The organism is Celeribacter baekdonensis, assembly GCF_900102315.1.
GTDB lineage: Bacteria > Pseudomonadota > Alphaproteobacteria > Rhodobacterales > Rhodobacteraceae > Celeribacter > Celeribacter baekdonensis.
The window spans coordinates 45,848-71,058 of the sequence record NZ_FNBL01000016.1; the positions used below are offsets into that span (position 1 = coordinate 45,848).

At 59.9% G+C, this 25,211-nt stretch carries 22 protein-coding genes; 8 read left to right on the forward strand and 14 right to left on the reverse strand.

Annotation, left to right across the window (positions count from 1 at the left end):
- Positions 1-210: 210 nt before the first annotated feature.
- The 13 genes from BLT54_RS19075 to BLT54_RS19135 form a co-directional block, all read right to left on the reverse strand.
- Positions 211-1,980 (reverse strand): thiamine pyrophosphate-binding protein, encoded by a 1,770-nt coding sequence (locus tag BLT54_RS19075; protein ID WP_083351906.1) that lies wholly within the window; start codon positions 1,978-1,980, stop codon positions 211-213.
- Positions 1,981-2,179: 199 nt separating this feature from the next.
- Positions 2,180-3,673, reverse strand: coding sequence for an aldehyde dehydrogenase family protein (locus BLT54_RS19080; protein WP_226946243.1), 1,494 nt, complete (start codon positions 3,671-3,673; stop codon positions 2,180-2,182).
- Between the two features lie 173 nt (positions 3,674-3,846).
- Complete coding sequence (locus BLT54_RS19085; protein WP_074646879.1) at positions 3,847-5,325, reverse strand: aldehyde dehydrogenase; 1,479 nt, start codon at positions 5,323-5,325, stop codon at positions 3,847-3,849.
- Positions 5,326-5,415: 90 nt separating this feature from the next.
- The gene (locus BLT54_RS19090) at positions 5,416-6,726 is read right to left on the reverse strand and encodes a TRAP transporter large permease (protein WP_074646881.1); all 1,311 of its coding nucleotides are present in this window, start codon (positions 6,724-6,726) and stop codon (positions 5,416-5,418) included.
- Positions 6,723-7,247: a TRAP transporter small permease gene (locus BLT54_RS19095; RefSeq protein WP_074646882.1), complete on the reverse strand. Its 525-nt coding sequence runs from the start codon at positions 7,245-7,247 to the stop codon at positions 6,723-6,725. The genes BLT54_RS19090 and BLT54_RS19095 overlap by 4 nt, the downstream gene beginning before the upstream one ends.
- A 75-nt stretch (positions 7,248-7,322) precedes the next feature.
- Positions 7,323-8,297, reverse strand: coding sequence for a TRAP transporter substrate-binding protein DctP (gene dctP, locus BLT54_RS19100; protein ID WP_159075139.1), 975 nt, complete (start codon positions 8,295-8,297; stop codon positions 7,323-7,325).
- 116 nt (positions 8,298-8,413) lie between these two features.
- On the reverse strand, positions 8,414-9,487 hold the full coding sequence (locus tag BLT54_RS19105; protein WP_074646884.1) for a zinc-dependent alcohol dehydrogenase family protein: 1,074 nt from the start codon (positions 9,485-9,487) through the stop codon (positions 8,414-8,416).
- A 93-nt stretch (positions 9,488-9,580) separates the two neighbouring features.
- On the reverse strand, positions 9,581-10,561 hold the full coding sequence (locus BLT54_RS19110; protein WP_074646886.1) for a 3-hydroxyacyl-CoA dehydrogenase family protein: 981 nt from the start codon (positions 10,559-10,561) through the stop codon (positions 9,581-9,583).
- Positions 10,561-12,063 (reverse strand): sugar ABC transporter ATP-binding protein, encoded by a 1,503-nt coding sequence (locus BLT54_RS19115; RefSeq protein ID WP_074646888.1) that lies wholly within the window; start codon positions 12,061-12,063, stop codon positions 10,561-10,563. Before BLT54_RS19115 ends, BLT54_RS19110 begins: the two co-directional genes overlap by 1 nt.
- Before the next feature lie 9 nt (positions 12,064-12,072).
- Positions 12,073-13,152, reverse strand: a complete 1,080-nt coding sequence (locus BLT54_RS19120) for an SMP-30/gluconolactonase/LRE family protein (protein ID WP_074646890.1) — start codon at positions 13,150-13,152, stop codon at positions 12,073-12,075.
- The gene (locus tag BLT54_RS19125) at positions 13,145-15,292 is read right to left on the reverse strand and encodes an ABC transporter permease (protein ID WP_074646892.1); all 2,148 of its coding nucleotides are present in this window, start codon (positions 15,290-15,292) and stop codon (positions 13,145-13,147) included. The genes BLT54_RS19120 and BLT54_RS19125 overlap by 8 nt, the downstream gene beginning before the upstream one ends.
- 61 nt (positions 15,293-15,353) lie before the next feature.
- A complete protein-coding gene (locus BLT54_RS19130) occupies positions 15,354-16,301 on the reverse strand; it encodes a sugar ABC transporter substrate-binding protein (protein WP_176832923.1) in 948 nt (315 codons plus the stop codon).
- A 150-nt stretch (positions 16,302-16,451) separates the two neighbouring features.
- Entirely contained in the window at positions 16,452-17,438 is a 987-nt protein-coding gene (locus BLT54_RS19135; protein WP_074646897.1) for an ABC transporter permease, read from the reverse strand.
- 546 nt (positions 17,439-17,984) lie between these two features.
- On the opposite strand from BLT54_RS19135, the gene BLT54_RS19145 reads away from it, so the two are divergent.
- From BLT54_RS19145 to BLT54_RS19155, 3 genes are all read left to right on the forward strand, one after another.
- On the forward strand, positions 17,985-18,959 hold the full coding sequence (locus BLT54_RS19145) for a LysR family transcriptional regulator (protein ID WP_074646903.1): 975 nt from the start codon (positions 17,985-17,987) through the stop codon (positions 18,957-18,959).
- Between the two features lie 58 nt (positions 18,960-19,017).
- Complete coding sequence (locus BLT54_RS22920) at positions 19,018-19,842, forward strand: universal stress protein (RefSeq protein ID WP_226946242.1); 825 nt, start codon at positions 19,018-19,020, stop codon at positions 19,840-19,842.
- A 541-nt stretch (positions 19,843-20,383) separates the two neighbouring features.
- Positions 20,384-20,584: a hypothetical protein gene (locus BLT54_RS19155; protein ID WP_074646905.1), complete on the forward strand. Its 201-nt coding sequence runs from the start codon at positions 20,384-20,386 to the stop codon at positions 20,582-20,584.
- Here BLT54_RS19155 and BLT54_RS19160 read toward each other — a convergent pair.
- Positions 20,578-21,156 carry a hypothetical protein gene (locus BLT54_RS19160; protein WP_074646908.1) on the reverse strand — a complete coding sequence of 193 codons (579 nt, stop codon included), beginning with the start codon at positions 21,154-21,156 and terminating at the stop codon, positions 20,578-20,580. The genes BLT54_RS19155 and BLT54_RS19160 overlap by 7 nt on opposite strands.
- Before the next feature lie 144 nt (positions 21,157-21,300).
- Between BLT54_RS19160 and BLT54_RS19165 the strand changes: the two genes are divergently transcribed.
- The 5 genes from BLT54_RS19165 (at position 21,301) to BLT54_RS19185 (ending at position 25,211) form a co-directional block, all read left to right on the forward strand.
- A complete protein-coding gene (locus BLT54_RS19165) occupies positions 21,301-21,615 on the forward strand; it encodes a hypothetical protein (protein WP_074646910.1) in 315 nt (104 codons plus the stop codon).
- A 160-nt stretch (positions 21,616-21,775) separates the two neighbouring features.
- A complete protein-coding gene (locus BLT54_RS19170) occupies positions 21,776-22,252 on the forward strand; it encodes a lytic transglycosylase domain-containing protein (RefSeq protein ID WP_245708063.1) in 477 nt (158 codons plus the stop codon).
- Positions 22,253-22,267: 15 nt separating this feature from the next.
- The gene (locus BLT54_RS19175) at positions 22,268-22,549 is read left to right on the forward strand and encodes a TrbC/VirB2 family protein (protein ID WP_074646914.1); all 282 of its coding nucleotides are present in this window, start codon (positions 22,268-22,270) and stop codon (positions 22,547-22,549) included.
- Between the two features lie 15 nt (positions 22,550-22,564).
- Positions 22,565-22,843: a VirB3 family type IV secretion system protein gene (locus tag BLT54_RS19180; RefSeq protein WP_074646916.1), complete on the forward strand. Its 279-nt coding sequence runs from the start codon at positions 22,565-22,567 to the stop codon at positions 22,841-22,843.
- Complete coding sequence (locus tag BLT54_RS19185; RefSeq protein WP_176832924.1) at positions 22,818-25,211, forward strand: VirB4 family type IV secretion/conjugal transfer ATPase; 2,394 nt, start codon at positions 22,818-22,820, stop codon at positions 25,209-25,211. The genes BLT54_RS19180 and BLT54_RS19185 overlap by 26 nt, the downstream gene beginning before the upstream one ends.

A 25,211-nucleotide genomic window follows, 5' to 3' on the forward strand; every position in this document is an offset into this window, starting at 1 on the left:
ACAGCAGATCGGCACAGCTTCAGAACCCGTATCCCTGGGGAAACAGGTACAATCGCTTCTGCGCCATACGGATCAAGGCGTTAATCCGGGACTGATCTCACCCTGATTTTCGCCTCGATATTTCCGATGGTTTATTTGGCGGAGGCTGGCCCGGATACGAACCAGACCTCCCTTGCGACCGTCCGACCGCAAGCCAGTCTTGAGAACCGCTCACTCGCTCCGGGTCAGACCAGCGACCATATTCGGGTTGTAGCCCGGCTGCACATGGGCGTCGATCACGACGCTTTTGCCCGCCTTGACCATCTCGATGCCCTTGCGCACCGCCTCCACAAGCTCGCCCGCGGTCGACACCGGCCCGATCCCCTCACAGCCCTGCGCCCGCGCAACGGCCGCGATGTCGATATCGGGATCGCCGATCCGCTGGCCGATCCATTTGTTCTCGACCGGACGGTTGCGCTCCACGGCGACACGTTCCTGATGCACCTCGTCATTGTAGAACGACTGGTTGTTGGACACCACCGCCAGGAAGGGCGTGCCGTAATGCGCCGCCGTCCAGAAGGCCGAGGCCGCCATCATGAAATCGCCATCGCCCAGCACCGCAACCGGCAGGCGGTCGCTGTCCTTGAGCGCCAGCGCCGCACCGATCAGCATCCCCGGCCCCGAACCGATACCGCCGCCGCCGTCATAGCCCAGAAAATCGAGCGGATGACGGAAATGCCAGCTTTCTCCGGCCCAGCCGAGCGGCAGGCGCACCATGCTGGCACAGATGCCGTCGAGCCCCTGACCGAGCGCGCCCGCCAGCGTCATGATGTCGAGCGGCGTTTCCTCCGCAGGTGCATCGAACGCAGGTTTGACCGGCAGGTCCGTCGGCGCGTCCCCGGCCCCGACACCCAGCGCATCGGCGAGGGCATGGGTGGCAACATCCGGCGTACAGGCGAGATGCAGGTCCAGTGCCGGAAGCGCCTGATGCTCCATGCCCCAGCCATTGTGCAGCTGGTGATCGAGCGATGCCTGAATCACCCTGGCCTCCAGCTTGCCAGCCAGTTTCAGCGTTCCGGCGAGATCGAGCCAATCGAGGCTCAGAATAACATCCGCCTGACGCAGAACCTCGCCCGAAACATCGTCGATGAAAAAGGACGGCTTGCCGCGATGCTGCGGATGATCGGTCGGGAAGGACGCACCGATGCGAATATCGGTCAGAACCTCAGCCCCCAACGCCTCGACCAGTGCCACGCGCCGCGCCCAGTCCGCAGGGTCGCGCGAGACGCGCCCAGCCAGAACAACCGGCCTTTTCGCCTGTTTCAAAAGCGTGGCCGCCTGCGCCACTCCTTCGGCGGAAGGCGCCGCCGGGAGTGGCGGACTAAAGCGGGAAAAATCAGGCAAGGCGGGGGCCTCGGCATGTTTCTTTTCCTGAATTGACACATCGAAACTGACATAGGTCGGTCCGGTCGGCTCCGTCCGTGCGATCACATCGGCGCGCAGCATAGATTCGAGCGCCGCCTCCATCGAGCCGGGCTGATCGTCCCATTTCACATAATTGCGGATCAGCGCGCCCTGATCGCGGCAGGTGTGCAACCAATCGATCCATGGCCGGCGCAGCGCTGCATCCACCGGCCCCGTCGCGCCATAGACCAGCATCGGAACGCGGTCGCACCAGGCGTTGAAAATCGACATGCTCCCGTGCATCAGGCCCACGTTGCTGTGCAGGATCACGGCCAGCGGCTCTCCCGTCACCTTGGCATAGCCATGCGCGATCGCCACCGCATGTTCTTCGTGCAGGCACAACAACATCTGCGGATCGCGATTGCCGAGCTTGTTCACCAGACTGTCGTGCAGCCCGCGAAAGCTCGATCCGGGGTTCAGTGCAACATATTTGACACCAAGTCCGCGCAGCATCTCGGCAAAGATATCACTGCCCCAGACCCCGGTGTCCTCAGAGGTCACAGGCATTTCGACATCTGTCGTGTTCCGGTCTTTCATTGTGCGTTCCGTTTCTTTCATTTCGTTTGCAAAGCTGGCGCGCAGTGCGGTTTTTGCGCCATTGCTCTTTCGATCCATCAGACATGACCCCGCGATGCGGCAGTTTGTCAGGCCCTCTTTCAGGCCTGCGCGGATGGAATGGCCTCAGACCCGGGCCGACAGGCGCGGGTCTTGTCGCATCTCATTTCACTGCCCTGATTCATTGCCCGGACAGGTTGATATGGACGTTCTTTTCATGGGTGAAGGAAATCAACTCCCCGATCCCCTCTTCCCGGCCAATCCCGGATTGCTTGACACCGCCGAAGGGCGCGCCGAGGAAATGGCGACCGACTTCATTGATCCAGACAAATCCCGCCTCGACCTGTGCTGCCGCACGGTGTGCCGTGACGAGATCGCGCGTCCAGATCGCGCAGGTCAGACCCAGTTCGAGCCCGTTGACCTCACGCAGCATCTCGTCCTCATCGCTCCATTTCCGAACCGCCAGAACCGGCCCGAAAATCTCTTCGCGGGCGATACGCATCTCCGGCGTCACATCCGCGAAAATCGTCGGCGCGACGAAACAACCCTTGGCCAGGGCGCCATCGGTGACGGCATATCCGCCTGTGACGGCCCGTGCCCCTTCGCTTTTGGCGCTTTCGATATAGCCCATCACCCGGTCGAACTGATCCCGACTGACGATGGCCCCCATCGTGGTGTCCGGGTCGGTCGGAATCCCCGGCTGATACCGCGCGATTTTCTCGGACAGGAAGGACAGCACCTCGTCGTGAATATCCTCATGCAGGAAGGCCCGGCTGGTCGAGCCGCAGGACTGTCCGCACCAGCCGAAATTCATCCCCGCCACAATCGCATCGGCGATCTTTTCGGGATGGCTGTCGGCATAGGCGATGAGCGCGTTCTTGCCCCCGAGTTCGAGAAGAACCGGTTTGACCGTGGCACTGGCGCTGCGCATCACCGCGCGGCCTGCGGGCACCGATCCGATCAGCGTCACCTTGGCGACATCGGGATGCTCGGCCAGCGCGGCCCCGGCCTCGGTGCCGCCGGGCAGCACGCTGAACACACCTTTCGGCATCAGCCCGTCGACGATCTCGGCCAGGCGCAGCGCCGACAAAGGAGCCTGAACCGGCGGTTTGATGATGACAGCATTGCCCGCCGCCAGCGGGGCCGCCATTTTGCCGCCGCAGAACATGAACGGATGGTTGAAAGCCAGGATGCGGGCCACGACCCCCAGGGGTTGGCGCAGGGTCATGTTCACACGATCCGGCCCCATCGGGATGGTATCGCCCTTCATCTCGGTCACGAGACCGGCAAAGAAGTCCATCTGCGCCGCCGCAATCGCCGCATCGCCACGCATTTCCGTATAGGGATTGCCGCAATTGGCCGCGTCGATCATCGCCAGCTCATCGCCGTGTTTGCGCAGAAGCGCGGCGATTTCCTTGAGAATGCGGCTGCGCTCCAGCGGCAGCACGTCGCGCCATTCGAGAAACCCCTGATGTGCGGCGGCGACAGCCGCATCGACATCGGCCTTGCCCGCCGTGGCCACAGCCCCGAGCGACTGTCCGTTGGCCGGATTCATCGTATCGTCATAAGTGCCGTTGCCAGGCGCGTGCCAGCCTCCGCCGAAATACAGATCGGTATGTTTCGGCAGCGCCTGTGCGATCTCCTGTGCGATCTCTGGGTTCAAACTGTGCGACAAGATTATTCCTCCCGTATTTTTCCGACAATTAGCTTAGATGTCTAATAATTGTCAAGCGACCGAGCCTGTCGAAAACACCCGGCCAAAGCTCTCTTTTGTGCGTTTTGCGAAGACGGCCAACGCTTTATGGCTTCGTCTTCGAAGGCCTGCGCGGGCCTCTCATCGGACCGATGTTATTGCATCACAAAGGGGTTTTTCGTCTCTGCCTCATAGGACAGCCAGACGGATTTGGTTTCGAGATACTGGTCGATGGCCTCGATCCCGTTTTCCCGCCCGAACCCCGACGCCTTCACACCGCCGAACGGCATGAGGAAACTGGCAGCCCGGTAGGTGTTGACCCAGACCGTGCCAGCCCGCAGCCGTTTCGGAGCCACAGTCGCGCGTTTGATACTGGAGGTCCAGACACCGGCCGCGAGCCCGTAGTCCGTGTCATTGGCGATCTCATAGGCCTCTTCGTCGTCCCTGAAGGAGATGAGAGAAACCACCGGCCCGAAGACTTCCTCCTGCGCGATCCGCATATCGTTGCGGACATCCGCAAAGACCGTCGGCTCGACGAACCAGCCGTTTCCGCATTCCGGCTTCTGGGCAAGCGCCCCGCCCAGAACGCAGCGCGCGCCCTCGGATTTCGCGATCTCGATATATGACACGATCCGGTCGAGCTGTGGCTGCGTGGTCACCGGACCGACCTGCGTCGTCATTTCCATGGGATCGCCCATTCGCGCCGTTTTTGCAGAGGCGACGAATTTGTCGAGATAGGCCTCGTAAATGCTCTCATGCACCAGAAGACGCGAACCCGCGATACAGGTCTGTCCCGTCGCGGCGAAAATCCCGGCGATCCCTCCGGAAACAGCAGCATCGAGATCGGCATCGGGGAACACGATCTGCGCGGATTTCCCCCCGAGTTCCAGCGTCAGCCGCTTGAAGGTGGCGGCGGCATTTTCCATGATCTTCTGCCCGGCGGTCTCCCCGCCGGTGAAAGCAACCTTGGCCACTTTCGGATGGGTCGTCAGCCGGTCGCCTACATCCTGACCGAATCCCGTCACCACATTGACCACGCCTTCGGGGAAGCCCGCCTCACGCACCAGAGCCGCGAATTCGAGGGCCGAGGCCGAGGTGTGTTCCGACGGTTTGATCACCAGAGTGCATCCGGCGGCCAGCGCCGGTGCCAGTTTCCAGACCATCAACATGAGCGGGGAATTCCACGGCACAATTGCCGCGACGACCCCCACGGGCTCGCGCAGGGTGTAGGTAAAGGTGTTCGGCTTGTTGATCGGAATGACAGCGCCGTTGATCTTGTCCGCAAGGCCGCCATAGAAATAGAGCCATTGCGAGATTCCCCGCACTTGCCCCTCAATCTCGGCCCGCAGCTTTCCGTTGTCGCGCACCTCGACAGCCGTGAGACTGTCGGCGTCCCGTGCCACGAGATCGCCGAGTTTGCGCAACAAGGCGCCCCGTTCCGTGGCCGAAAGTTTTCCCCATGCACCGTGATAGAGCACGTCATGTGCCGCCTCCACAGCCTCATCGACATCGCGCGCATCGCATTTCGGAATCTCGGCCCAGGGGTCTCCGGTAAAGGGATTATAGCTCTGAAAGCTCTCGCCCGAGGCGCTGTCCTTCCATGCGTTTCCGATGAACACCTGATATTTCTTCATGCTATTTTCCATTGTCATACTCCATCCCGTTTGTCTTTTCTGGCCCGTTTCACTTTGTCGGCCCGGTTGTGGTGGTTGGATGTCCGCCCCTCAAATTAGGGAGGGAACAAAGGTCGTCAGGCCCGGCATCAACGCGAGTAGGACCATGCCCAAGACGAACAGCGCAACAAACGGCCAGGCAGCGCGAAAGACTGTCGAGAGAGAGCCCTCTCCCCACGCGCTTTTCAGGGCGAACAGCGTATATCCGAAGGGCGGGGTCATACCGCCGACCGTGATGTTCACTAGGAACAGAAGCCAAAACCAGATCGGGTCGTAGTGGAAGGTCTCGATGATAGGCAGGTAGATCGGGATGACGATGAGCATCAGCGCGATCTGGTCGACGAACATACACAGAACAAAGGGCAGCACCATCAGCAGGATCAGCATGGTCCAGGACGACACTTCCAGAGCGACGATCCATTCCGTCAAAGCCGTCGCCCCGCCCGAGAAGGCCAGAAGCTGACTGAACAGCTTGGAACTTGCCATGACGATGAGGATCATCGCGGACACTTGCGCAGAGGCCCCCAGGGATTCCGCCACCATCCTTACACTCAGGTTCCGGTAAATCGCAGCCGTGATCAAAGCCCCCAGAACCCCCATGGCCCCCGCTTCGGTGGGCGTGGCAACACCCATAAGGATAAGCCCCATCACCAAAAGGATGATGATGCTGAACGGCAGCAGTTTGAGCAGCGCCAGCACAACCTCTCTGGCACTCGCCCGACGGGTCGCATCTTCCGTCATCGGCGCCAGTTCTGGATTGCGCCATATCCGAAAGAACACATAGGCGGCAAACAGCGAGGCAAACATCAGACCCGGAACGATCCCCGCAATCAGAAGACCCGCGATGGAGACCCCGGACAGGGTGCCGATGATGATCACAAGAACACTGGGCGGGATCAGCGGCGCAAGGCTGGCCCCGGCAAGGATGGTCCCGATCGACAGGCGCGCGTCGTAGCCCCGTGAAATCATGCCGGGCAACAGCGAACGTCCGAGCATCGCAGCAACCCCCATGGCCGCGCCTGACAGCGTGCTAAACACGGTGGCGAGCACAATCGACAGGATATATTGCCTCCCCCGAACACGCCCGACCAGCGTGTCGATGGACTGGAACAGAACCTCGACCGCTCGGCTGCGAAAGAGCAGTTCGCCCATCAGAATAAAGAGCGGAATGGTCACCAGAGAGGAGCTTGTTGCGGTTTCAAAGAAACTGCCCGAGAACATCCCGAACCCTGCGGGGCCCAGCAAAAGAACCGTCGCCCCGAGATTGACCACAAGAAAGGCCACGAACACCGGCATGCCACTGAACATGGCAAGCAACAACAGGCCGACGCCGGCGAGAACAGCAGGAATTCCCTCGATCATTTGCCCGCCCCTTTCACGCCATGAAAGCTGTCACCCAGCGCCTGTCGCAAAAAATACACCCCGGAATTGAGCATCCCGAACAGGATGAAGGCATAGAGCGTCCATTTCGGCACCGGAACCGTCGTCAGCGTGACCGTACCGCGCAGGAACAGGCGATGTGTTTCCTGCCAAAAGATATATCCGACCCAGAGGCAGACAGCCGCCCCGACCGCAAATCCCAGACGCCGCAGAACCTCGGAGCTGCGCTCCCCCAGAAGATCGAGCAGGATCGAAACCGAGACATTGCCTTCGAGGCGTGTCACATGCGGGATAATGAGGAAAACGGAAATTAGAAGCAGGAAAGACACGAAATCGCTCGCCCATTTCGTCGGAGCGTCGAAAAAATATCGCATCACAACCTCATAGGCGAAAATCACCACGATGGACATGAGCGCCAGAGAGCCCAGCCAGAACCCGGCACTGACCAGGGCATCGTGACCGGACAGAAGCGCCCTGAAAACGCGTCGTAAAAAATTCTTCATAGTGAGCTCCGAAACCACCCCTTGTTTCTGGTTTTGGATCGTCCCCGCAGGGGAACGATCCTTTCGTTTGTGCATTCAGCCACCGATATTCGCCTGCGCCGCCATGTCCCGAATTTCGGCGATGTCCTCTGGGTTGATGGTCGCCGACAAATCCAGAACGCCCTCGAACCAGGCGCTTTTGAGATTGGCGGCGATGTCCTCCTGAAAATACGTGGCCTCCATACCTTCGGCCACAAGCGTGGCCTCTTCCTTGGCTGCGAGATCGTCGAAAATCCCGGAGCTGACCGTTTCGTAATGCCGCGCGGCCGTCTCGATTTCGGATTGCGTTGTTTCATCGAGCCCGTTCCAGGTTTCGAGATTCATCAACAGCATATGGCTCACCTGCCCGAAGGTCGGGCGCACGAAATACCCGGCCACTTCGAACCAGCGGTAGTTCACGGCGCCGACGGCGGGCCACCCTGCACCGTCCACCACACCGCGTTCCAGCGCAGGGTAGATTTCCTGTGCAGGCAACACCGCCGGAGATCCGCCGAGTTCCTCGATCACCGGATGATAAAGCGGAGTGCCGCGAATGCGGCGTCCGGCCAGAGCGTCATCGCCGAGCGGTTCCTTGAGAACCATGTGAAACCCGTTTCTGTCATAGAAGACAGCGATCAGTTTCAGGCCCATTTCCTGATATTGACGATCCGCGAGATCCCAGATGCCGGAGGCGTGAAGCTCCTCTGCGGACCCGCTGAGCGCATCCAGCGACATGCCGACCGCGATATCGTTATAGTGATAGCCGCCATTGGTATACAGCAGGTCGAACAAACCTTGCGACACAGGGTTGAATTGTTCGAACGGCGGGATGGTTTCCGGCCCGAAGCGGCTAAGCTTCAAGTCAGCCGTGGTTTCCTCCTCAAGATATTCCATAAACGGCATCAGCACCTCACCGACAGCGGCATAGCTCTGATCCCAGCTCGACAGGACTTTCAAATCTTGCGCCATGGCCCCCATCGTCACCGGCATCAACGCAGCCGACATGCAAAGGCCTTTCAGAATGGTTTTCATGTTTTTCCTCCCTGTTTTAATGATGGACGACGCCGTATCCGGTCGTTTCGGACCTGGATAAGTGGCGTTACGCCCTTCTCGAAATTCAACGCCCATTGCGTTTGCGCGATCCCCCGTCAAAAGACGATCACACCTTTTCCCGAGGCCTGCCTGTCCAGCAGCTCATAGGCTTTTCCAGCCTGATCGAGTGTCCAACGATCCGAAAAGATTGCGTCCACCTCGACACCACGATCAACCGAGAATATCGCACATTCCTCCATGATATTCGTCGAAAAGGTGAACGACCCCTGCAAGGAAATCTGCCGAAAGATGACATCCGAAGCGAAATCGACCACGGGCGGCTTGCCAAGACCGACGAAAACCGCCGTGCCCCAAAGACGCAGACACTTGGTCGCCCCTTCGATGGCCTGCGGCGCGCCCGAGGTTTCAAGCGAGAAATGCGCACCCCGTCCATGGGTCAGTCCCCTGATCGCCTCGACCGCATCCACCTCCGCCGGGTTGATCGTCTCAGCGGCACCGAACTGTCGAGCCATTTCCAGACGCTCCTTGTTGACATCCAGCGCAATGACCCGCGCGCCCAGGGCGGCGGCGAATTGCGTGCCCGACAAGCCGACCGGTCCTTGACCGAAGATCGCAACCGTATGACTGGCATTGGGCTGAATTTTTCGCAGCGCCGCATAGGATGTGCCCGAACCGCAGGCAATCGCCGCCCCCGCCTCGAAGGACAGTTCGTCAGGCAGGGTGACCAGCGTATGTGCCGCACATTTCATGTATTGCGCATGCGCCCCATGAGCGGTCCAGCCGTAGATATCGGGCACCATGCCCTCGCACATCTGCGGCCATCCTGTCCGGCATTGATCGCAGACATGACAGCCGGAATAATGGTGGATCATGACCCTCTGGCCGATGCGGGCGACACGATCGCTGACACCTGGACCGATTGCGACGACGACGCCACAGGGTTCGTGCCCGGCGATTTTCGGCCCGGTGTCGCGCATGGTCTCATAGGGCTTTCCCTTCGCCAGCTCCCGAAAGGCCCGGTCGTCCGAAGGGGCCCGGTAGCCATGCAGATCGCTTCCGCACAGCCCCGATGCCTTGACTTCGATGACCACTTCTCCCGGCCCCGGCGTCGGATCGTCGAATTCCATGATCGCCACTTTGCGATCCCCCGGAAAGGTCACTCCACGCATAACATTCTCCCATATGCTCTATCCTGAACTCTCGGTTTCAGGACATGTTTTCCATCAAGCGGCGCGCCACTCCGAAATTTCAGATCACACGTTTCAACGCACATTCAGCCGCTCCACAGGACCGGCCTCGCGCAACCAGTCGAGGAGCGCGCGCAATTGCCGGTCCCGCTCTTCTGTGACTTGGTCCACATCGTCTTCGAACCTGTACCAGCCCTGCCCCGTCGCGGCACCCAGATGGCCCTGATCCACAAGATCGCGGAGCACCTTGCGTCCCGCGTAGTTTTCGTCTCCCGTCTGGTGAAACAGCGACTCCGTCACGGCCAGCGCGGTCTTTTTCGAGACGATCAGATCCTCGGTCAGAAGCGGCCCCCAAAGGGCGAGGCGCGGCCCCAGGCTCAAGCGCACCGCCGCGTCGATATCGTCTCGGCTGGCCAGGCCTTCGTCCATCAGGCGGTAAATTTCCGTCAGCATGGCAAACTGGATCTTGTTGATGAGAAAACCGGGCCGCTCCGGGCAGGCCACGCCGACATGGTCGATGCTCTGGACGAAAGCACGGCCCCATGCGACCAGTTCCGGCGGCGTGAACGCGCTGTGGATGATCTCGATCACCGGAATGATATGCGCTGGCGTGATGTAATGAATTCCCACCATCCGCTCCCGCCGCGACATCCCAGCCGCGATATCCGAGATCAGGAACGACGAGGTGTTTGTCGCCAAAACCACATCCGGCGGACACAGGCGATCCAGCTCTTCGAACACCGCCTGCTTGGTCTCCAACACCTCCTGAACGACCTCATGCACCATGAAGACACCGGCCACCGCCGTCTTGAGAGACGCCTCGGTGCTCACACGGCCCAGAATGGCCTCGACCGTCAAAGTGTCGTCGGCCAGTGTCGCGGCAATGGGCCGCGCGCGCTCGGCATAGCTGTCGAGCATGGCGGTTTGGCTGTCGCAGAGCACGACCTCATAGCCGTGTCGCGCATAAAGCGTCGCGATCACGCAGCCCATGAACCCGGCCCCGACAACACAGATGCGCCCGCCTGCGGGGGGATGTGTCCCGAACCCGAACGCCATCAGTGCACCGCCGCATACATGATGCGTTCCTCTGTGGCTTCTTCCGGGGTGAACTCCTCGACGATGCGCCCGCCCCGCGACACCAGAATACGGTCCGACAGGTTCAGGATTTCAGGCAGGTAAGACGAGATCACCACAATCGCGATGCCCTGTTCGGCCAGATCGTTGATCAGCTGGTGAATCTCCGAAATCGCCCCGACATCGACGCCCCGCGTCGGCTCATCGAAAAACACGACTTTCGGCTTTTGGACAAGCGCCCGTGCGATCACCACTTTCTGCTGATTGCCGCCGGACAGTTCGATGACGCTCGCATCGGAATCGATGGCCCTGATGTTGAGCTTGTCGCTCCAGTCCGCCGCCATAGCCTTCATCTCGGCATAGCTCACGAAGAGGCCCGGGCTTACATTGGCCGCCTGGGCCGCCCGATGGATATTCTCTGCTATCGACATGCTTTCATAAAATCCTTCTATCTTGCGGTCCTCGGTGACATAAACGATCCCGTCCATCACCGCGGGCCGGGGCGTGCGGTAGCGAACCGGCTTGTTCTCAAGCCTCACCTCGCCGCCGTGAAAGAAATCGCGTTTATAGATGCCGCAGACGACCTTTGCGGTTTCGCTGCGCCCCGATCCGATCAGGCCGAAGATGCCGGTGACCTGCCCGCCATAGACCGAGAACGAATTGTTCTTGACGATCTTCGACATCGACAGGTTCTGAACGGACAGAACCTTGTGGCCGGGGGGACGGATCTTGTCCTCGCCATGGCTGTGGTAAAGCTCGTCGGACAGGCTGCGCCCCACCATCGCCTGAACGATCATATCGCGGTCGAACCGGTCCGCATCGTCGCTGATCACCAGCTCACCATCACGCAAGACCGAGATCCGGTCGGCAATGCTCAGCGCCTCTTCGAGCGCATGGGTGATGAAGATCACCGCCACCCCGCGCGCCTTGAGATCGCGGACCAGCGCAAAGAAATGCCGTTTTTCCTCGGGCGTCAGCGTCGCGGTGGGTTCGTCGAAAATGATGACGCGGGCCTTTTGCCGGACGGCGCGGGCAATCTCCACCATCTGTTTCTTGGCTGCGCCCAGGGTCGCCACATCGGCCCAGGGATCGACCTGAAAGTTCAGCGACTGCATGAATTGCTGCGCCGCGATGTAAATCCCGCGCAGCCGGTTGAAGAGCTTTTCCTCCCCGAGAAAAAGATTTTGCGCAACCGTCATGCTGGGGACGAGGCTGGTTTCCTGAAACACCATCGCCACGCCTTCGGCCAGCGCCTCTCCGGGTGTCGCAAAGGACACCGCCTTGTCGTCGAGCCGCATTTCGCCCGCCGTCGCCTGGGTGACGCCCGCCATGATCTTGGTCAGCGTCGATTTACCGGCGCCATTCTCGCCCAGCAGCGCATGCACTTCTCCGGGAAGAAGCTTGAAATCCACGTTCCGGATCGCGGGAATACCTCGATATTCCTTGGTCACGGATCGCATTTCGATAAGTGGTGATATCTGCATGGTGGTCACCTATAGTTTCGCACGGACGACAACATCGCCGCCCTTGGACGTCATGAGCAGGCCGTCACGGGACGGCAGACAACTGGTCACGCCGTGGCGCACCCCGTTTGCGCGGGAATGCAGGCTCTCTTTTGCATGGCCCGCCGGGTCCAGACGCAGCACGATGCCGAGCGAGCGTGACGGCGCCCATGGTTTGAGTTCTCCGAGTTGCTTGAGACTGCCGCCTTGCAACGGTTCCAGATAAGAGGTCGGAGCATGCAGTGACGGCGCGATCCAGTATTCCGGCTCGATGGTCGCGATCATGCGCTGTCGGTATTCGTCCTCGCGCAGAACGAATTCGATCAACTGCGTCCGCGGTGCAAAGAGAGTGAGCCACAGGCCCTCTCCCTCCGCGTCCCGCACCAGACGCCCCGGATACCCGGGAAGCTCCGCGAGCATGACCTTGGTCCGCCCGTCCGCGCCGATCCGCAACACTTGATGGCGCCAGCTTTCCGACACGATGACACTGTTCTCCTCGGCCGCCACGATCCCGTAGGGGAACGCCAGATCCCGGCACAGGCAGGTTGCTGCGCCAGCCGCGAGATCGAGTTTCCAGACAGAGCCGCTAGCCCGTTTCGTCATCAGGTCGAGCTTCCAGTCGCCCATCCGGTTGTCCTGACTTGCCAGGCACAAAAGGAGTGTGTCCGGGTCGGTGAAAACGGCGGCGGACGGGGCGACGATCGGCATGCCGTTCAATTGCGTCCCCTCCCAGCCGTCATGACGACCACCGCGAATGAGCACCCGACCCTCGTCGAGCCCCACCGCCAAAGCTCCGCTGTCGTCGCTTGCAAGGCATGTGATGTCGCTGGACGCGCTCCAGATCACATCGGTTCCGCCCTCCGGCGTCAGACGCAGCAACCGCTCACGACTCGACAGCAAGATGCCATCAGGGGTGGACAGGATGTTGTCTGGGGCTTCCAGAGAAGCAAGCGCCTCTGCCTCGTCGATCCGCGTGTTCGGTCGCAGCGCCCCGTCCATCGGGGGCAATGTGGTGGCCGCGCTGCCGCTGCCCCGAAATCGGTCCAGTGTCCGGGAGAAAATGTTACTCATCGGTTTTGTCTCCCTTGTCTTGCTTGTCTCCCCAGTAATGTTTGATGCCCGTCCACTCGGGGTCCGCACCCGGAAGGTCGTAAACCCCGATCCGGTCGTTGAAGAGCCCCCCGAGATAGAGCCTGCCCTTGTGTTCGCGCATTGAGGTGATCGAGGGGTGCTTGACCCCGTCGCGATCCCACAGCACATCAAGGATTTCGCCCTCCAGGCTGAACTTGAACAGACAGCCCGCATTCATGTTTGGATACATCCATTCGTCCGCCGCCACGCGGTAGACCATGCGCCGCCGGAACTGTGGCATCCGCTGAGCGAGATCGAATGTCGGCGACCGCATGCCGATGACGGCACACCAGAAGGACCCGTCCGAGGCACGGTTGATATTGTCCGGGTAGCCCGGCAGATCCGGGATCACGACTTCGGTCTGCCCCTTGCGCGGGCCCGCGTACCAATAGCGACTGATCCGACAGCCCCAGGTTTCGGCAAAGAGGAAGGATTCATCGTCGCCAACCATCGTGATGCCATTCGGGAACTGAAGGTTCGACAGAACGGTCCGGGACGAGCCGTCGTGCGGGTCGTAGCAGATGATCCGACCATTGCCGCGCGATTCCAGCGCATCGAGAATCCAGTCGTGAATCTCGTAGCGGATGGTGGCTTCGGAAAAGAAAATCCGACCGTCCGGCGCGATGTCGAGATCGTCGGCGAGCCGCATACGGGAATCGTCGATCACCGAGAACAGCGAGCGGTTGGTTTCGTCCGAAAGTTTGACCGGCTTGCGGTCCTTGGTGACTTTGTAAAGCCCCATTCCCCCGACACAGACCACAAGCTCCTGATCCCGATTGAACGCCATGCCAAGCGGCTGCCCCCCGATATGGACATAGACCTCGTGCCGTTTGTAATCCGGGGCAAAGAACCGGATCACATCGCCATGACGGCTGCCGCAATAGAGGTTGTCGTCTTCATCGAGAATAATGTCTTCCGGCCCGTCGAGCTCGCCCAGACCGATTGCCTCCGCCGACGACAACCTGTCGTTGACCTCGTAAACCGACGACGAGCCTTCCACCGTTTCGGGACAGGGCGGAAGCGCGAAATAGGTCGGGGACACATAGGCCCGGTTCAGGATCTTGAGCCGGTTCTTGACCCATTTGACGTCGATCGCCACGGCGGCCAGAAGAATCAGCCCCAAAACGAGTTCGCTTGTCCCGGTGCGCAGCCCGAGCCGCACCAGCGCATTGGTCACCAGCACGACGATCACCGTGCCGATAATGGCCTTGGCCACAGACCCACGGCCACCGCCAAGGCTGTTGCCGCCGAGCACCGCCGCCGTCAGGATCACAATTTCGAGTCCGACACCGACAGAGCCGCCTATGCTGCCGAGGCGCGAGGCATAGAACAGCGCCCCCGCCGCCGTCAGAACGCCGGACATCACATAGGTCTGCGCCACGATCCGCTTGACCGGCAGACCCACATTATAGGCCGAGCGGCGCGAGCCACCGACCGCACTCAAATGCCAGCCGAAGCGCATGCGCGTCATCAGGATATGGATCATCACCGCGACAATGGTGGCAAATACAAGCGAGACCGGCACCCCCATGACACTGGCCAGCCCCAGATAATCCCATGCCGGCACCGCCGTGTCGGAATAGGAAGCCTGGACCCCGTAGTTCAGCGACAAAAGTTCCACGATGGCGCGCAGCAGGATGAGCGTCACCAATGTGGTCAAAAACGCGCGCAGACGCATGTAGCCGATAAGCAGCCCGTTCAACATCCCGACGAGCCCGCCGAGCAGCAGGACCGCAGGGATGACGACAATCAGCGGCATGCCGAGCGCATTCACCAGATAGAGCCCGGCGAAATTGCACAGGGCGAAATTAGACCCGACACTCAGGTCGATTCCCCCGGCCTTGAGCACCAGCGTCATGCCGATGCAGATGAACATGTATTCCCCCAGAACACGGGCAATCGTCGACAGGCTCCCGATGGTGAAGAACCCCGGTATGATCGTGGAAAACACGGCGATGGCGAGGACCAGGAAAAGCACCGGGATCGCGTTGTCGACCCAGTTCTTGGCCAGAATTTCGCCAAGCAGATGATCCGGGACATAGCGATACCGCCAGCGCTGATACGTTTCGTTTACGCTCATTCAACTTACTCCGAAGATATGCGCGGCCGCAGCACACAGGCATACGACCGCGTCCGGGGGCTCAGTCGCCCGCCTTGATCCCGTCCAGCGTCCAGCAGGATGCGGGGCCCACCGTGTCCGGTGTCAGGATCTTGTTTTCCGTATAAAGACCGAAGGGCTGCGATCCCGGTTCGGGCCGGGTCTGCAACAGGATCTGGATGGTTTCAGCCAGTTGATTCGCCTGATCGCGGGTGTCCACCTTGACATAGGACGCAAACGCGCCGCTCTCGAGGTTCGTACAGCCGAATTGCTGATTGCCGCCGCCTGTTGAAATCAGTTTGACCTGCTCCGTCAGCCCGGCTTCGCGAATGGCCGCCGCGATGCCGACATCCATATTGTCCCACAAGCCGATGAAGGCGCAGAGATCGCCATGTTGTTTGAGAATGGTCGAGGCGATCGAGCGCGCCTTGGACGCGTCCCAGTCGGCGGCCTGATTGGAAACGATCTCGATATCCGGGTACTCCGACAGGGCATCCTCGACGCCTGCAACGCCCAACTGGTTCGGCGGCGCCGTGACCGGCCCCTGCACCACGGCGACCTTGCCCGAGGTTCCCTTGCCGCACATCCGGGCGGCCTCCTGCGCCGTTTTCACCCCGACATCGTACCAGTCCCCGCCGACGAAGGCGTCGGAGTTGACCGGGGTCTTCAGGTTCATCTGGATCACATTGATGCCCGCATCCATCGCCCGGCGAATGAGCTTGGCATAGGCCTGCATATCGTTGTTGTGGACGATCAACACATCGGGCTTTTCGTTGATGAGCTGTTCGATGGCCTGGGCCCCGGCATCGACATTCCAGTTGGGATCGCGGATCGTCAGCTCATACCCGAGCCGCTCTGCATCCCGTTCAACGGCCGCCATCCAGCCCTGTGTCAGGTCGAACCCCATCGTGATCGGAACGAAAGCGACCTTTTTGCCTTCCAATGCCTTGTGATAGTCAAAGATCAGGCCGTCGTTCGGGCGCTCCGCCATCGCTGGCATGGAAACCCCTAGGGTCGCGCACAGAACGGCTGTGACACCGAGCGCCTTTGTCAATCTGGACAGTTTCATGTTTCTCCTCCCATGAGACTTGTTGTGCTTTTTTTCGATTATTGTTGGGTGTTGTTTTGGCCTGTAAGCGCCTCAGATATCCCCCTGTTGAGAGGTCTGTTCATCTCTGGGGTTGAGCACCGAGTCGACAATGATCGCCAACAACAGAATGAGGCTCTTGATGATGTTCTGCGCGGAATAGCTGATGTTCATGATCGTCATGCCGTTCAGCAGCAATCCGATCAAAAGCGTGCCTGAAAGAACATTGCGTACGCTGCCCTTGCCCCCGGCCAAACCGATCCCCCCGATCACGACCACCAGAATGATGTCGTAGATCATCGTCGAACTGGCCAGTTTGGTGTTCACGGAGGACACCGTCATCGCCATGATCAGACCAGCACAGAAGGCGATGAACGCCGAACTGCTGTACATCAGGACCTTGATGGGGCGGATCGGGATACCGCTGTTGCGCGACGCCATCGGGTTGTCGCCGATCGCATAGACGAACGCCCCGTAGCGCGTCAGGCGCAGCCCGACGAAAGCGGCACAGGCGACGACCAGGAACAGCACGACGGGCATCGGCAACGCCGCGACGCTCCCCGTCCCAAGCGAGGCCAGCCAGCCAACATCGCCGCTGATGAAAATATTGTCGCTCGGCACCAGCGCGAAACGCCCGAGCCCGGTAATGACGGTGGCCATGGCGAGCGTGGCGAAGATATCCGGGATTTCGACATAGGCCACGAGGATGCCGGTGACCGTCCCAATGGCCAGCGCCAGCAACAGCCCCAACAGCAACGCCAGTTCGATCTGCATCCCGCCGGTAAAAAGGACAAAGGACCATCCGGTGGAAAACACCATGACCGCAACCATCGTCAGGTCTATGCCCCGTCCGATGACGACCCCGGCCATGCCAATGGCCAGAATACCCAGCATCGAAACATTCTGTAAAAGCGACACGAGATTCGACACCTGAAAGAAGCTGTCGAGTGTCAGCGAGAAAATCACGAAAAGCGCCCCGGAAATGGCAAGCACCATTTGTTCCTGGTTCAACGAGAGCCTCGTTTTTTGATGTGCAGTCATGGCGGCTTCCTCCCCAAGCCATGCCCCTGCCCTCGTCGCATCTTCATGTGCGATCGTTTCAGAGCGGGACCCAAAATAATGTCATGCCTGACAATCCCGGGCGAATGTCTGCATTCATCCCGACAGGCGTCATGTGTCGTCCGTATCACCTGACAGAGGCGATGCCCTCCTTGCCATCCTCCCTGTCGCAAGCCTTTGGCAAGATCGTTGTGCGGCGCCAACCGGACGCGTCATTTTGTCGTCTTGTTTGTTTTGCTGCCCGTATCTTTGGGATCGGGCGATATTTTGTCTAATATCAACTTCACAAAAATACATATGAGATAGATTATGAATTAGAGTTCTCATAGTACGACATCCATGACACCCCCACCCATACGGGAGAACGGATATTCCCTTGGAAACATCGACCGCCCGCCAAGCCATCACCGACACCGCCCGCGAACACGCGCCCGACGCGTGTTCGCGAATAACCTTCGCAAAATCGTTCCCCTGCCGGGACATCTCGGCCTGCCAATACCGACTGAAACCTGAAACCGGACCGAAGCCATGACACAACAGCCGAAACATGTCCCTCTGCCACAGGAGTTTCTGCATTCCAGAAACCTGACGTTGCATAAACTCAATGTATTTTGCATCGTTGCCAAATATTCCAGCGTGACAAGGACCGCCGAACATCTAAACATTGCCCAGCCGGCTGTTACGGCGCACCTGCGCAGCCTCGAAGAAAGTCTCGGAACGCAACTTGTGCGCAAGGCCGGGCGCAATATCGAACTGACCCAAGCCGGCGAACGGGTCTATTCCTGGGCAACCGAGGTCATGCAACGCAGCACGGAGATGTTTCTTGATCTGGAGGATATCCGTCAGGGTATCCTTGGAGAAACCAAGATCGCAGCCACAATGGTCGTCGGAACATATAAACTTCCAGATATCATTATCCGGTTTCACAAGGAGTATCCGACCAGCAAGGTCTGCATGTCGATGTCCAGCCCCCGCCTCGCCACCGAGGCCGTTCTCTCCGGCGACTGCGATTTTGGCGTCGCCCTGATTGACCCTAACCAGGACACATCGCGGCTTGAAATCGAATTGCTCTGGAAAGAACCCCTCTTCCTTGTTGCGGCCCTGAACAGCAGCTTCGCCGGAAATGTCGCAAGCCTGTCGGACCTCGCCTCCCTGCCGTTCGTCACCCCCCGCAAGGGACAGATCGCCCGCGAACTCATTGACGAGGCCCTGCGCACCGCGGGCGTTGTCCGCACAAACAGCGTCCTGGAATTCGGGCATCCTGAACCGATCCTGAGCGCCATTCGCGCAGATATCGGTGTCGGCTTTGTGTTTCAGAGCGCCGTGCCCGCCAACCCGGAAAAAGACGGGCTTCGCATCGTGCAGACACCGGAAATCGACATCGCCATCCCTCTGTTCCTGATCCATGACAAGAAAATGGTCTTCTCCGCGCCGCAAACCGAACTGATCTCGGAAATCCGCAATACGTTTGCGAATTTCGGACGGGAAACCACAAAATCATAGACCTCTAAGATTATGTCGTCTAAGGTTTCGGAAATCATTTTCGGACTGTGAGGACATCGTGACCATTAAAAACATCCTTCTCGCCCACACTGGAAGCGCGGGATTTCCCCATAGCCTTCGTCACGCCGTGAAAGTTGCAAAACGCCATGAAGCATGGCTGACCGGCATTTATGGCGGACCGTCGTCCTATTTCGATCAGGTGCTGGGTCTGACCGAAGACCTCCACGACAAGCTCAAGACGGTGAGAGCCGCAAAAATCGAGGGCTCGCGGGAGTTGTTTCAGCAGGAAGTGGAAGCCGCCGGGATCGAAAATCGCGCCCGTTTTCTCATGCCCGAGGTCATCGGCAAACTTTCTCTGGCAGAGATCGCCCGGAATTTCGACTTCATCGTAACCGGCTATCCTCCGAAACTTCCCACGGATGAATACCGGGCCGTCAGCCCGGATGTGATGGCGCTGCAAAGCGGTCGCCCCGTACTTGTGGTGCCCGATGACTATATCTCAGAAGGGCTGGCCAATCATGTGCTGGTCGCATGGGACGGCAAACGGGCCTCCGCGCGTGCGCTGAGCGACGCCATGACCGTGCTCGAAGATGCACCGAAGAAGGTCTCGATCCTGACCGTCGGCGATGTGCTTCACGAGATGCCCACAGGCACCGATATCGTGACCCACCTCGAACGCCACGGCATACAGGCGGAACACATCCTGCGTCCCCGATCGGGACGAAAAATCGCGGAGATCATCGAAACTACGGCTTCTGAAATCGGCGCACAGCTGATCGTGATGGGCGCATACGAGCACAGCAAGTTTTCGCAGGATCTGTTCGGCGGTGTCACCCACCATGTAATCCGCACCGCCAAAGTGCCAGTGTTCATGTCGCACTAAAAGAATGCCCCCTACATGCATGTTTTATGCCAACAACAGGACAGTTAGACAAAGCGGAACGAGACGACATTTCGTTCATATTAACCACTAAGAAGTGGCTCTATGGATGCCCGCCAGCGCGGGTCTACCCCGTCTTGATAAGACGCGCGATGCTCGTGAATCACATCCGGACTCGTGCGCCTTAGCCGCGCGGACAGCACAGAGAATAATCTGCAATTGTAACATATATTTAGCGTGACTGCATGTCGCGCATAATGTCCATTCCACAGTCGTCAAATTGAGCAACTGTGTTTGTATTGAACATGCAGGAGCTGAGACGCGCGTTTTCTTAGTCATGACGAACTTACTAATCTGTCCAACATGAGTCGAATTCATATGGCAAGGAGGAGAACGCAAAGTTCGCTTCATCCATTAATTTATTGGAACGTATCACAAAATTCTTGGAGGGTGACCCGACCCTCTTGTTCACAGAGCGCTATATAGGCCTTTTATCATACCCCTGCGCGCTCATGCGCACATTTTATTTGTAAGCAGTATTTTTATGGGTAAAAAGAAGATCGGAAGGCCCTTTCAGGAAGGCTATTTCCTCTCAAAGCAAGTCGAAACCCACGTCTTCACGGACTACCGTTGGAACGATGGCACCACCAGCCGTCTCTGGCATTTTGACCCTGACCAATATGACCCGTCGGCCATTTACATCCGCCCTTTTTCCCTCAGCGATCCTGATGAGAGCGATCAATAAGCAAACCACTCCGAGTGGCCCATGTTGCCCTCATAGTCGCCGTATTCGACCATGATGCTGCGAAGAGAGAATTCACCTGAGCGTCGCCTCGTGGGCAACTCGATCACTTGGCCACTTTGAGAGACGAAACTGTCAGGCCATGACCGGCTTTCTCGTCGCGCGCGCTGGAGATAGGTGCAGGTTCGGTTCTCCCGATCGCACGATTTCACGGACCAGTTCCACACACGCCCATCCTCATTGGTGTCATATGAGCTTCCAGTGAACCAGATCACATGGGTCCGGTTCAGCCATTCGTATTCCGGCAGGTTGGTGTCGAGCTCACCCTCCCCGCCGGGCCCGCCCAGCTCGACCGGCACATGGGCAAAGGTGCAGACCCCGAAGGGCGGCAGGCTCGGCCAGGGCGTGATGCGGCGGATCATGGTGCGATAGGCCCGTGCGCAGACCGCGCTTGGCGGGAAACCACCCGCCATGCAAAGCATGATGGCGCAGTCGATATCATAGGCCCGCGCCTTCTCAGGGGTGCCGAACGCCGCCATCACACCCATCACCGCAGCCATCGCCTGTCGCTTCATGTCGCTCACCAGCCTTGTTTCGCGCGAAAGTTGCGCGAACTATCGCGCAATTTGTATTTATCTGCAATATGTCGTATTGACTCCATATGACTTTATGGCCTTAGTGTCGTGAAGTAGAAGGGCTCTCATGGGGAGAGTCCGAACATGCCGATAGCGCGCAACCAAATTTTGATCACCATCGATGGTGTAAAAGACCTTTTTGAGAAGGGCGTTGCATTCCGCTGCCGGTATGAACTCGTGGGGTTCACGGACGATGGCAAGCCGCGCTACCAGTGCATCTACCTGCGGATCGGCGAGCCGGAAGCCATTCTCGTCTCCACGAGAATTACCCCGCACGGGCCCGAGCCGCGGTATTTCAACATCTGGCCGGGGCTCTTTAAACATCATCTCGAGTTCGGTGACGGGCGCAATCTGTGCTTTGGCCCTGACTACAGCATCACCCTCGAGGAGTGCGGCTGACGTCATCGCTTTTGCGCGCGATGGCACTGTTCGGACGTCAGGTTGGACCTTCCACGGCGAAAAACCCGCCTGGGCAGGGCTGAACGACGGCGCTGAACCCGTGGTTTCATTTCCACCTCAGGAGGCTACACCGACTTCGGGGCGCACAGAGATCCTCAATTTGATCCTGGCCACCGCAGATCGCCACGAGGGCAATCGCGCCCTGCGGCAGGTTGGTCTGGGCCCGGATGATTGGCAGGTCCTGTTCCGCGCACTGGTCGAAGCTGAAAGCAGCTACAACCCGACCGCCGTAAGCCCCAAGGGCGCCTATGGTCTCGGCCAACTGATGCCGGATACCGCCCGTGCTCTCAGCGTCGATCCGCGCGATCCCTCCCAGAACCTCGACGGCGCGGCGCGCTATCTCCTCGCTCAACTCGCCACGTTCAAGGACATCGACCTTGCGCTCGCGGCCTACAATGCCGGTCCTCACCGCGTGATCCAATACGCGGGCGTCCCACCCTTCTCCGAGACGCGTGCCTACATTGCGCGCATTCACCGGATACAGTCTCGGCTGGCGGGGACGCCTACGAACAAGCCAAGCTTCCGCCTCGCGACCAGCCTGCCAGAGCGCGCACCGGTCCTCATTGATTTTCAGTAATTAAAGGAACTTCGCATGCTTCGACATCGCCTCAGCCGCCTTTTGCCCACCGCTACAACCTTGACGATTCTCTCGGCACCCGCTTTCGCGCAAGACTTGTCGCCGATCCAGACCATGCTGGAAACCGTCGAGGCCGCTCTCACCGGTCCGATCGGGATCGCGGTCGCGACGCTCGCGGTCATTGGCACCGGCTTCATGTGTATGATGGGAAGGCTCAACTGGGGCTGGTTCGCCTCGGTCATCATCGGGATCGTGCTGATCTTCTCGGCCGGCACCATTGTCGACGGCTTCTCCTGAGGTTGGAGAATAGAGTTGGCAGAACGATCCCCCCTATTTCTGGGCCTCGCCCGACCGCCCAAGTATCTGGGCCTCCCTGTCGGATACCTCGTGGTGCTGGCGACCGGGGTCGTTCTGCCGTTCATCTGGACCAAGTCCATGGCCTTCTTCCTGATCGGCCTCGTCGCCTATCCGATCCTCTGGTTCGTCGCCGACCGCGAGCCGCATTTCTTCGAGGTGCTGCGCGTCTCCTATGGATCGGTGCGCCCGACGAAGAACCGGGCCCTGCATGGAGGCGACAGCTTTGGCGCTTGATGCAGGCACACTTTCCACTCACGGAACGGCACTCCTTCAGGCTGGCGGCGGGGAGTTCGCGCGGGAGAGCTATCTCGCCGAACACCTGCCGTATTTTGCTCTCGCCGATGACGATGTCATGGTCCTGCGCGAGGGCGATCTGATGGCGACCCTGCGCCTCGACGGGCTTAACCCGATGACCACTGAGGACGCCCGGCTCGATGCGCTCAAACGCGCGGTCGCAGCCATCGTCGCCCAGACCGGTAATGCCTTTGGTTTCTACATCCACCGGATCTCAGTCCCGCAGGATCTCGGGATGCGCCCTATCGAGGGAGACAGCTTCGCCGCCGCGATCGACACGCGCTGGCAGGCCCATGTCAAAGACCTGCGCCCCGCCAAACGCCAACTTTATCTCAGCGTGATTCGGCGGCCTGACATCTCGGCCCGTATTCCGCTCCTGCGCGCGCTGGCCCGCAGGGCCTGGGTCAAGGACCGCGCGACACGCCTGCAGGAGCTGAACGAGGTCATGGGCTTTTTCGAGGTGGCGCTTGCGTCGGCCAACCCAGTCAGACTCACGAAGTCCGGTGGTGAATGGCTGGGCTATCTCAATACCCTGAACGCGGGCAGCTTCTCCCCCATCGCCTTCGGGCATAGCGCCCTGCCCCTCTCGCATACCTTGAGCAATTGCCGCGCGACCTTTGATGGCGAAGTTGTCACCCTGACCGATGCCGTGACCGGTCGGGTCAAATACGGCGCTCTCTTTTCGATGAAGTCCTACCCCGCACTCACCGACGTCACACTCCTCGACGCGCTCGACCTGCCGCTGGATATCGTGCTGACGAACTCCTTCAGTCCGATCCCGAACAACATCATGGCCGAACGCATCCAGCGCATCATCCGTCAGATGCATGCCTCCGACGATGCCGCCGTCTCTCTGCGCGAACAACTGGGCCAGGCCGCCGATGACCAGGAAGCGGGCCGCATCGCCTTTGGCGATCATCACCTCTCCATCGCCGTCTACGCCCCGGACCGCGACACGCTCGAACGCGCCGCCGCCCAGATCAAACGCGTTGGCCAAGAGATCATGTCGGTGATCGTGCGCGAGAACATGGCGCTTAAAGCCACCTACTTCGCACAATCTCCCGGCAACTTCGGCTACCGCGCCCGCAAGACGCCGATTTCCTCGATCAACTTCGCGGATTTCGCGGCACTTCACGGCAGCGTCGAAGGGCGCGGGCCGGATCAGTCGCCTTGGGGTCAGACCATTTCGGCCCTGCCCACGGTCGGCACCTCGGGCTATCGGTTCAATTTCCACGAGGCGGGCGGCCCCGGCAAGGAACCAACGGTCGGCCATACGCTTGTGCTCGGTCGCACCGGCACGGGCAAGACGCTGACCACCGCTTTCCTCGCAGCCCAAGCGCAGCGGGTCGGCGCGCGGCTCTTTTTCTTCGACAAGGATCGCGGCCTCGAAATGGCGGTTCGCGCCTTGGGCGGGCGCTACAACGAGATCCGCGCGGGCGTACCGACAGGGCTGAATCCGCTCGCCACCGAGACAGACGAGCGCGGCCGTGCCTGGCTTTCGGACTGGCTGGCGACACTCCTCACGCGCAATGGCACACTCACCGGCGAGCAATCCCGCCATATCCAGAGTGCGGTCGGCCAGAACGCCGATGCGGGCGCGGCGCTGCAGCGCTTTGTCAGTTTCGAGACGCTGTTTCAGTCGCTCGATGATGATGGCGAGCTGCAGTCCCGCGTCGCCGAATGGGCGCCGGGTGGACGTTACGGATGGGTTTTCGACGAGTCCGAGCGCGGCGCGGGCCTCAAGCTCACAGGCGACATCGTCGGGTTTGACATGACCGAGATCCTCGACATGACCACCGAGCGGATGGCGGTGCTCTCCTACATTTTCCGCCAGATCGAACGCGTGGTCGAAGACCGCCGCCCCACCATCATCGTGCTCGACGAGGCCTGGAAGCTCTTGGACGATCCCTACTTCGGGGCGCGGCTGGAAAACTGGCTGGTGACGCTGCGCAAGATGAACTGCGTCGTGATCATGATGACGCAATATCCGAGCCAGCTGCGGAACAGCCGCGTCGGCAAGACCATCGTCGAAACAGTCCCGACCCAGATCCTCTTCCCGAACGATCGCGCCACCGTCTCCGATTACGATTTTCTCCGCGTGAACGCCAAGGAGGCTGCCCTTCTCGTGCAGCCGACCATCGGCCAGCGCATCGCGCTTATCCGCTCGGCGGGCGACAGTGTCTTCGTCGATGCCGACCTCTCTGCACTTGGCGACCTCCTTCCCATCCTTGGCGGCGGTGCCACCGGCGAAGCCCGCGTGCCCGCCGATTGGCGCGCCAATCCCGATTTTTGGAGACATGTGATATGA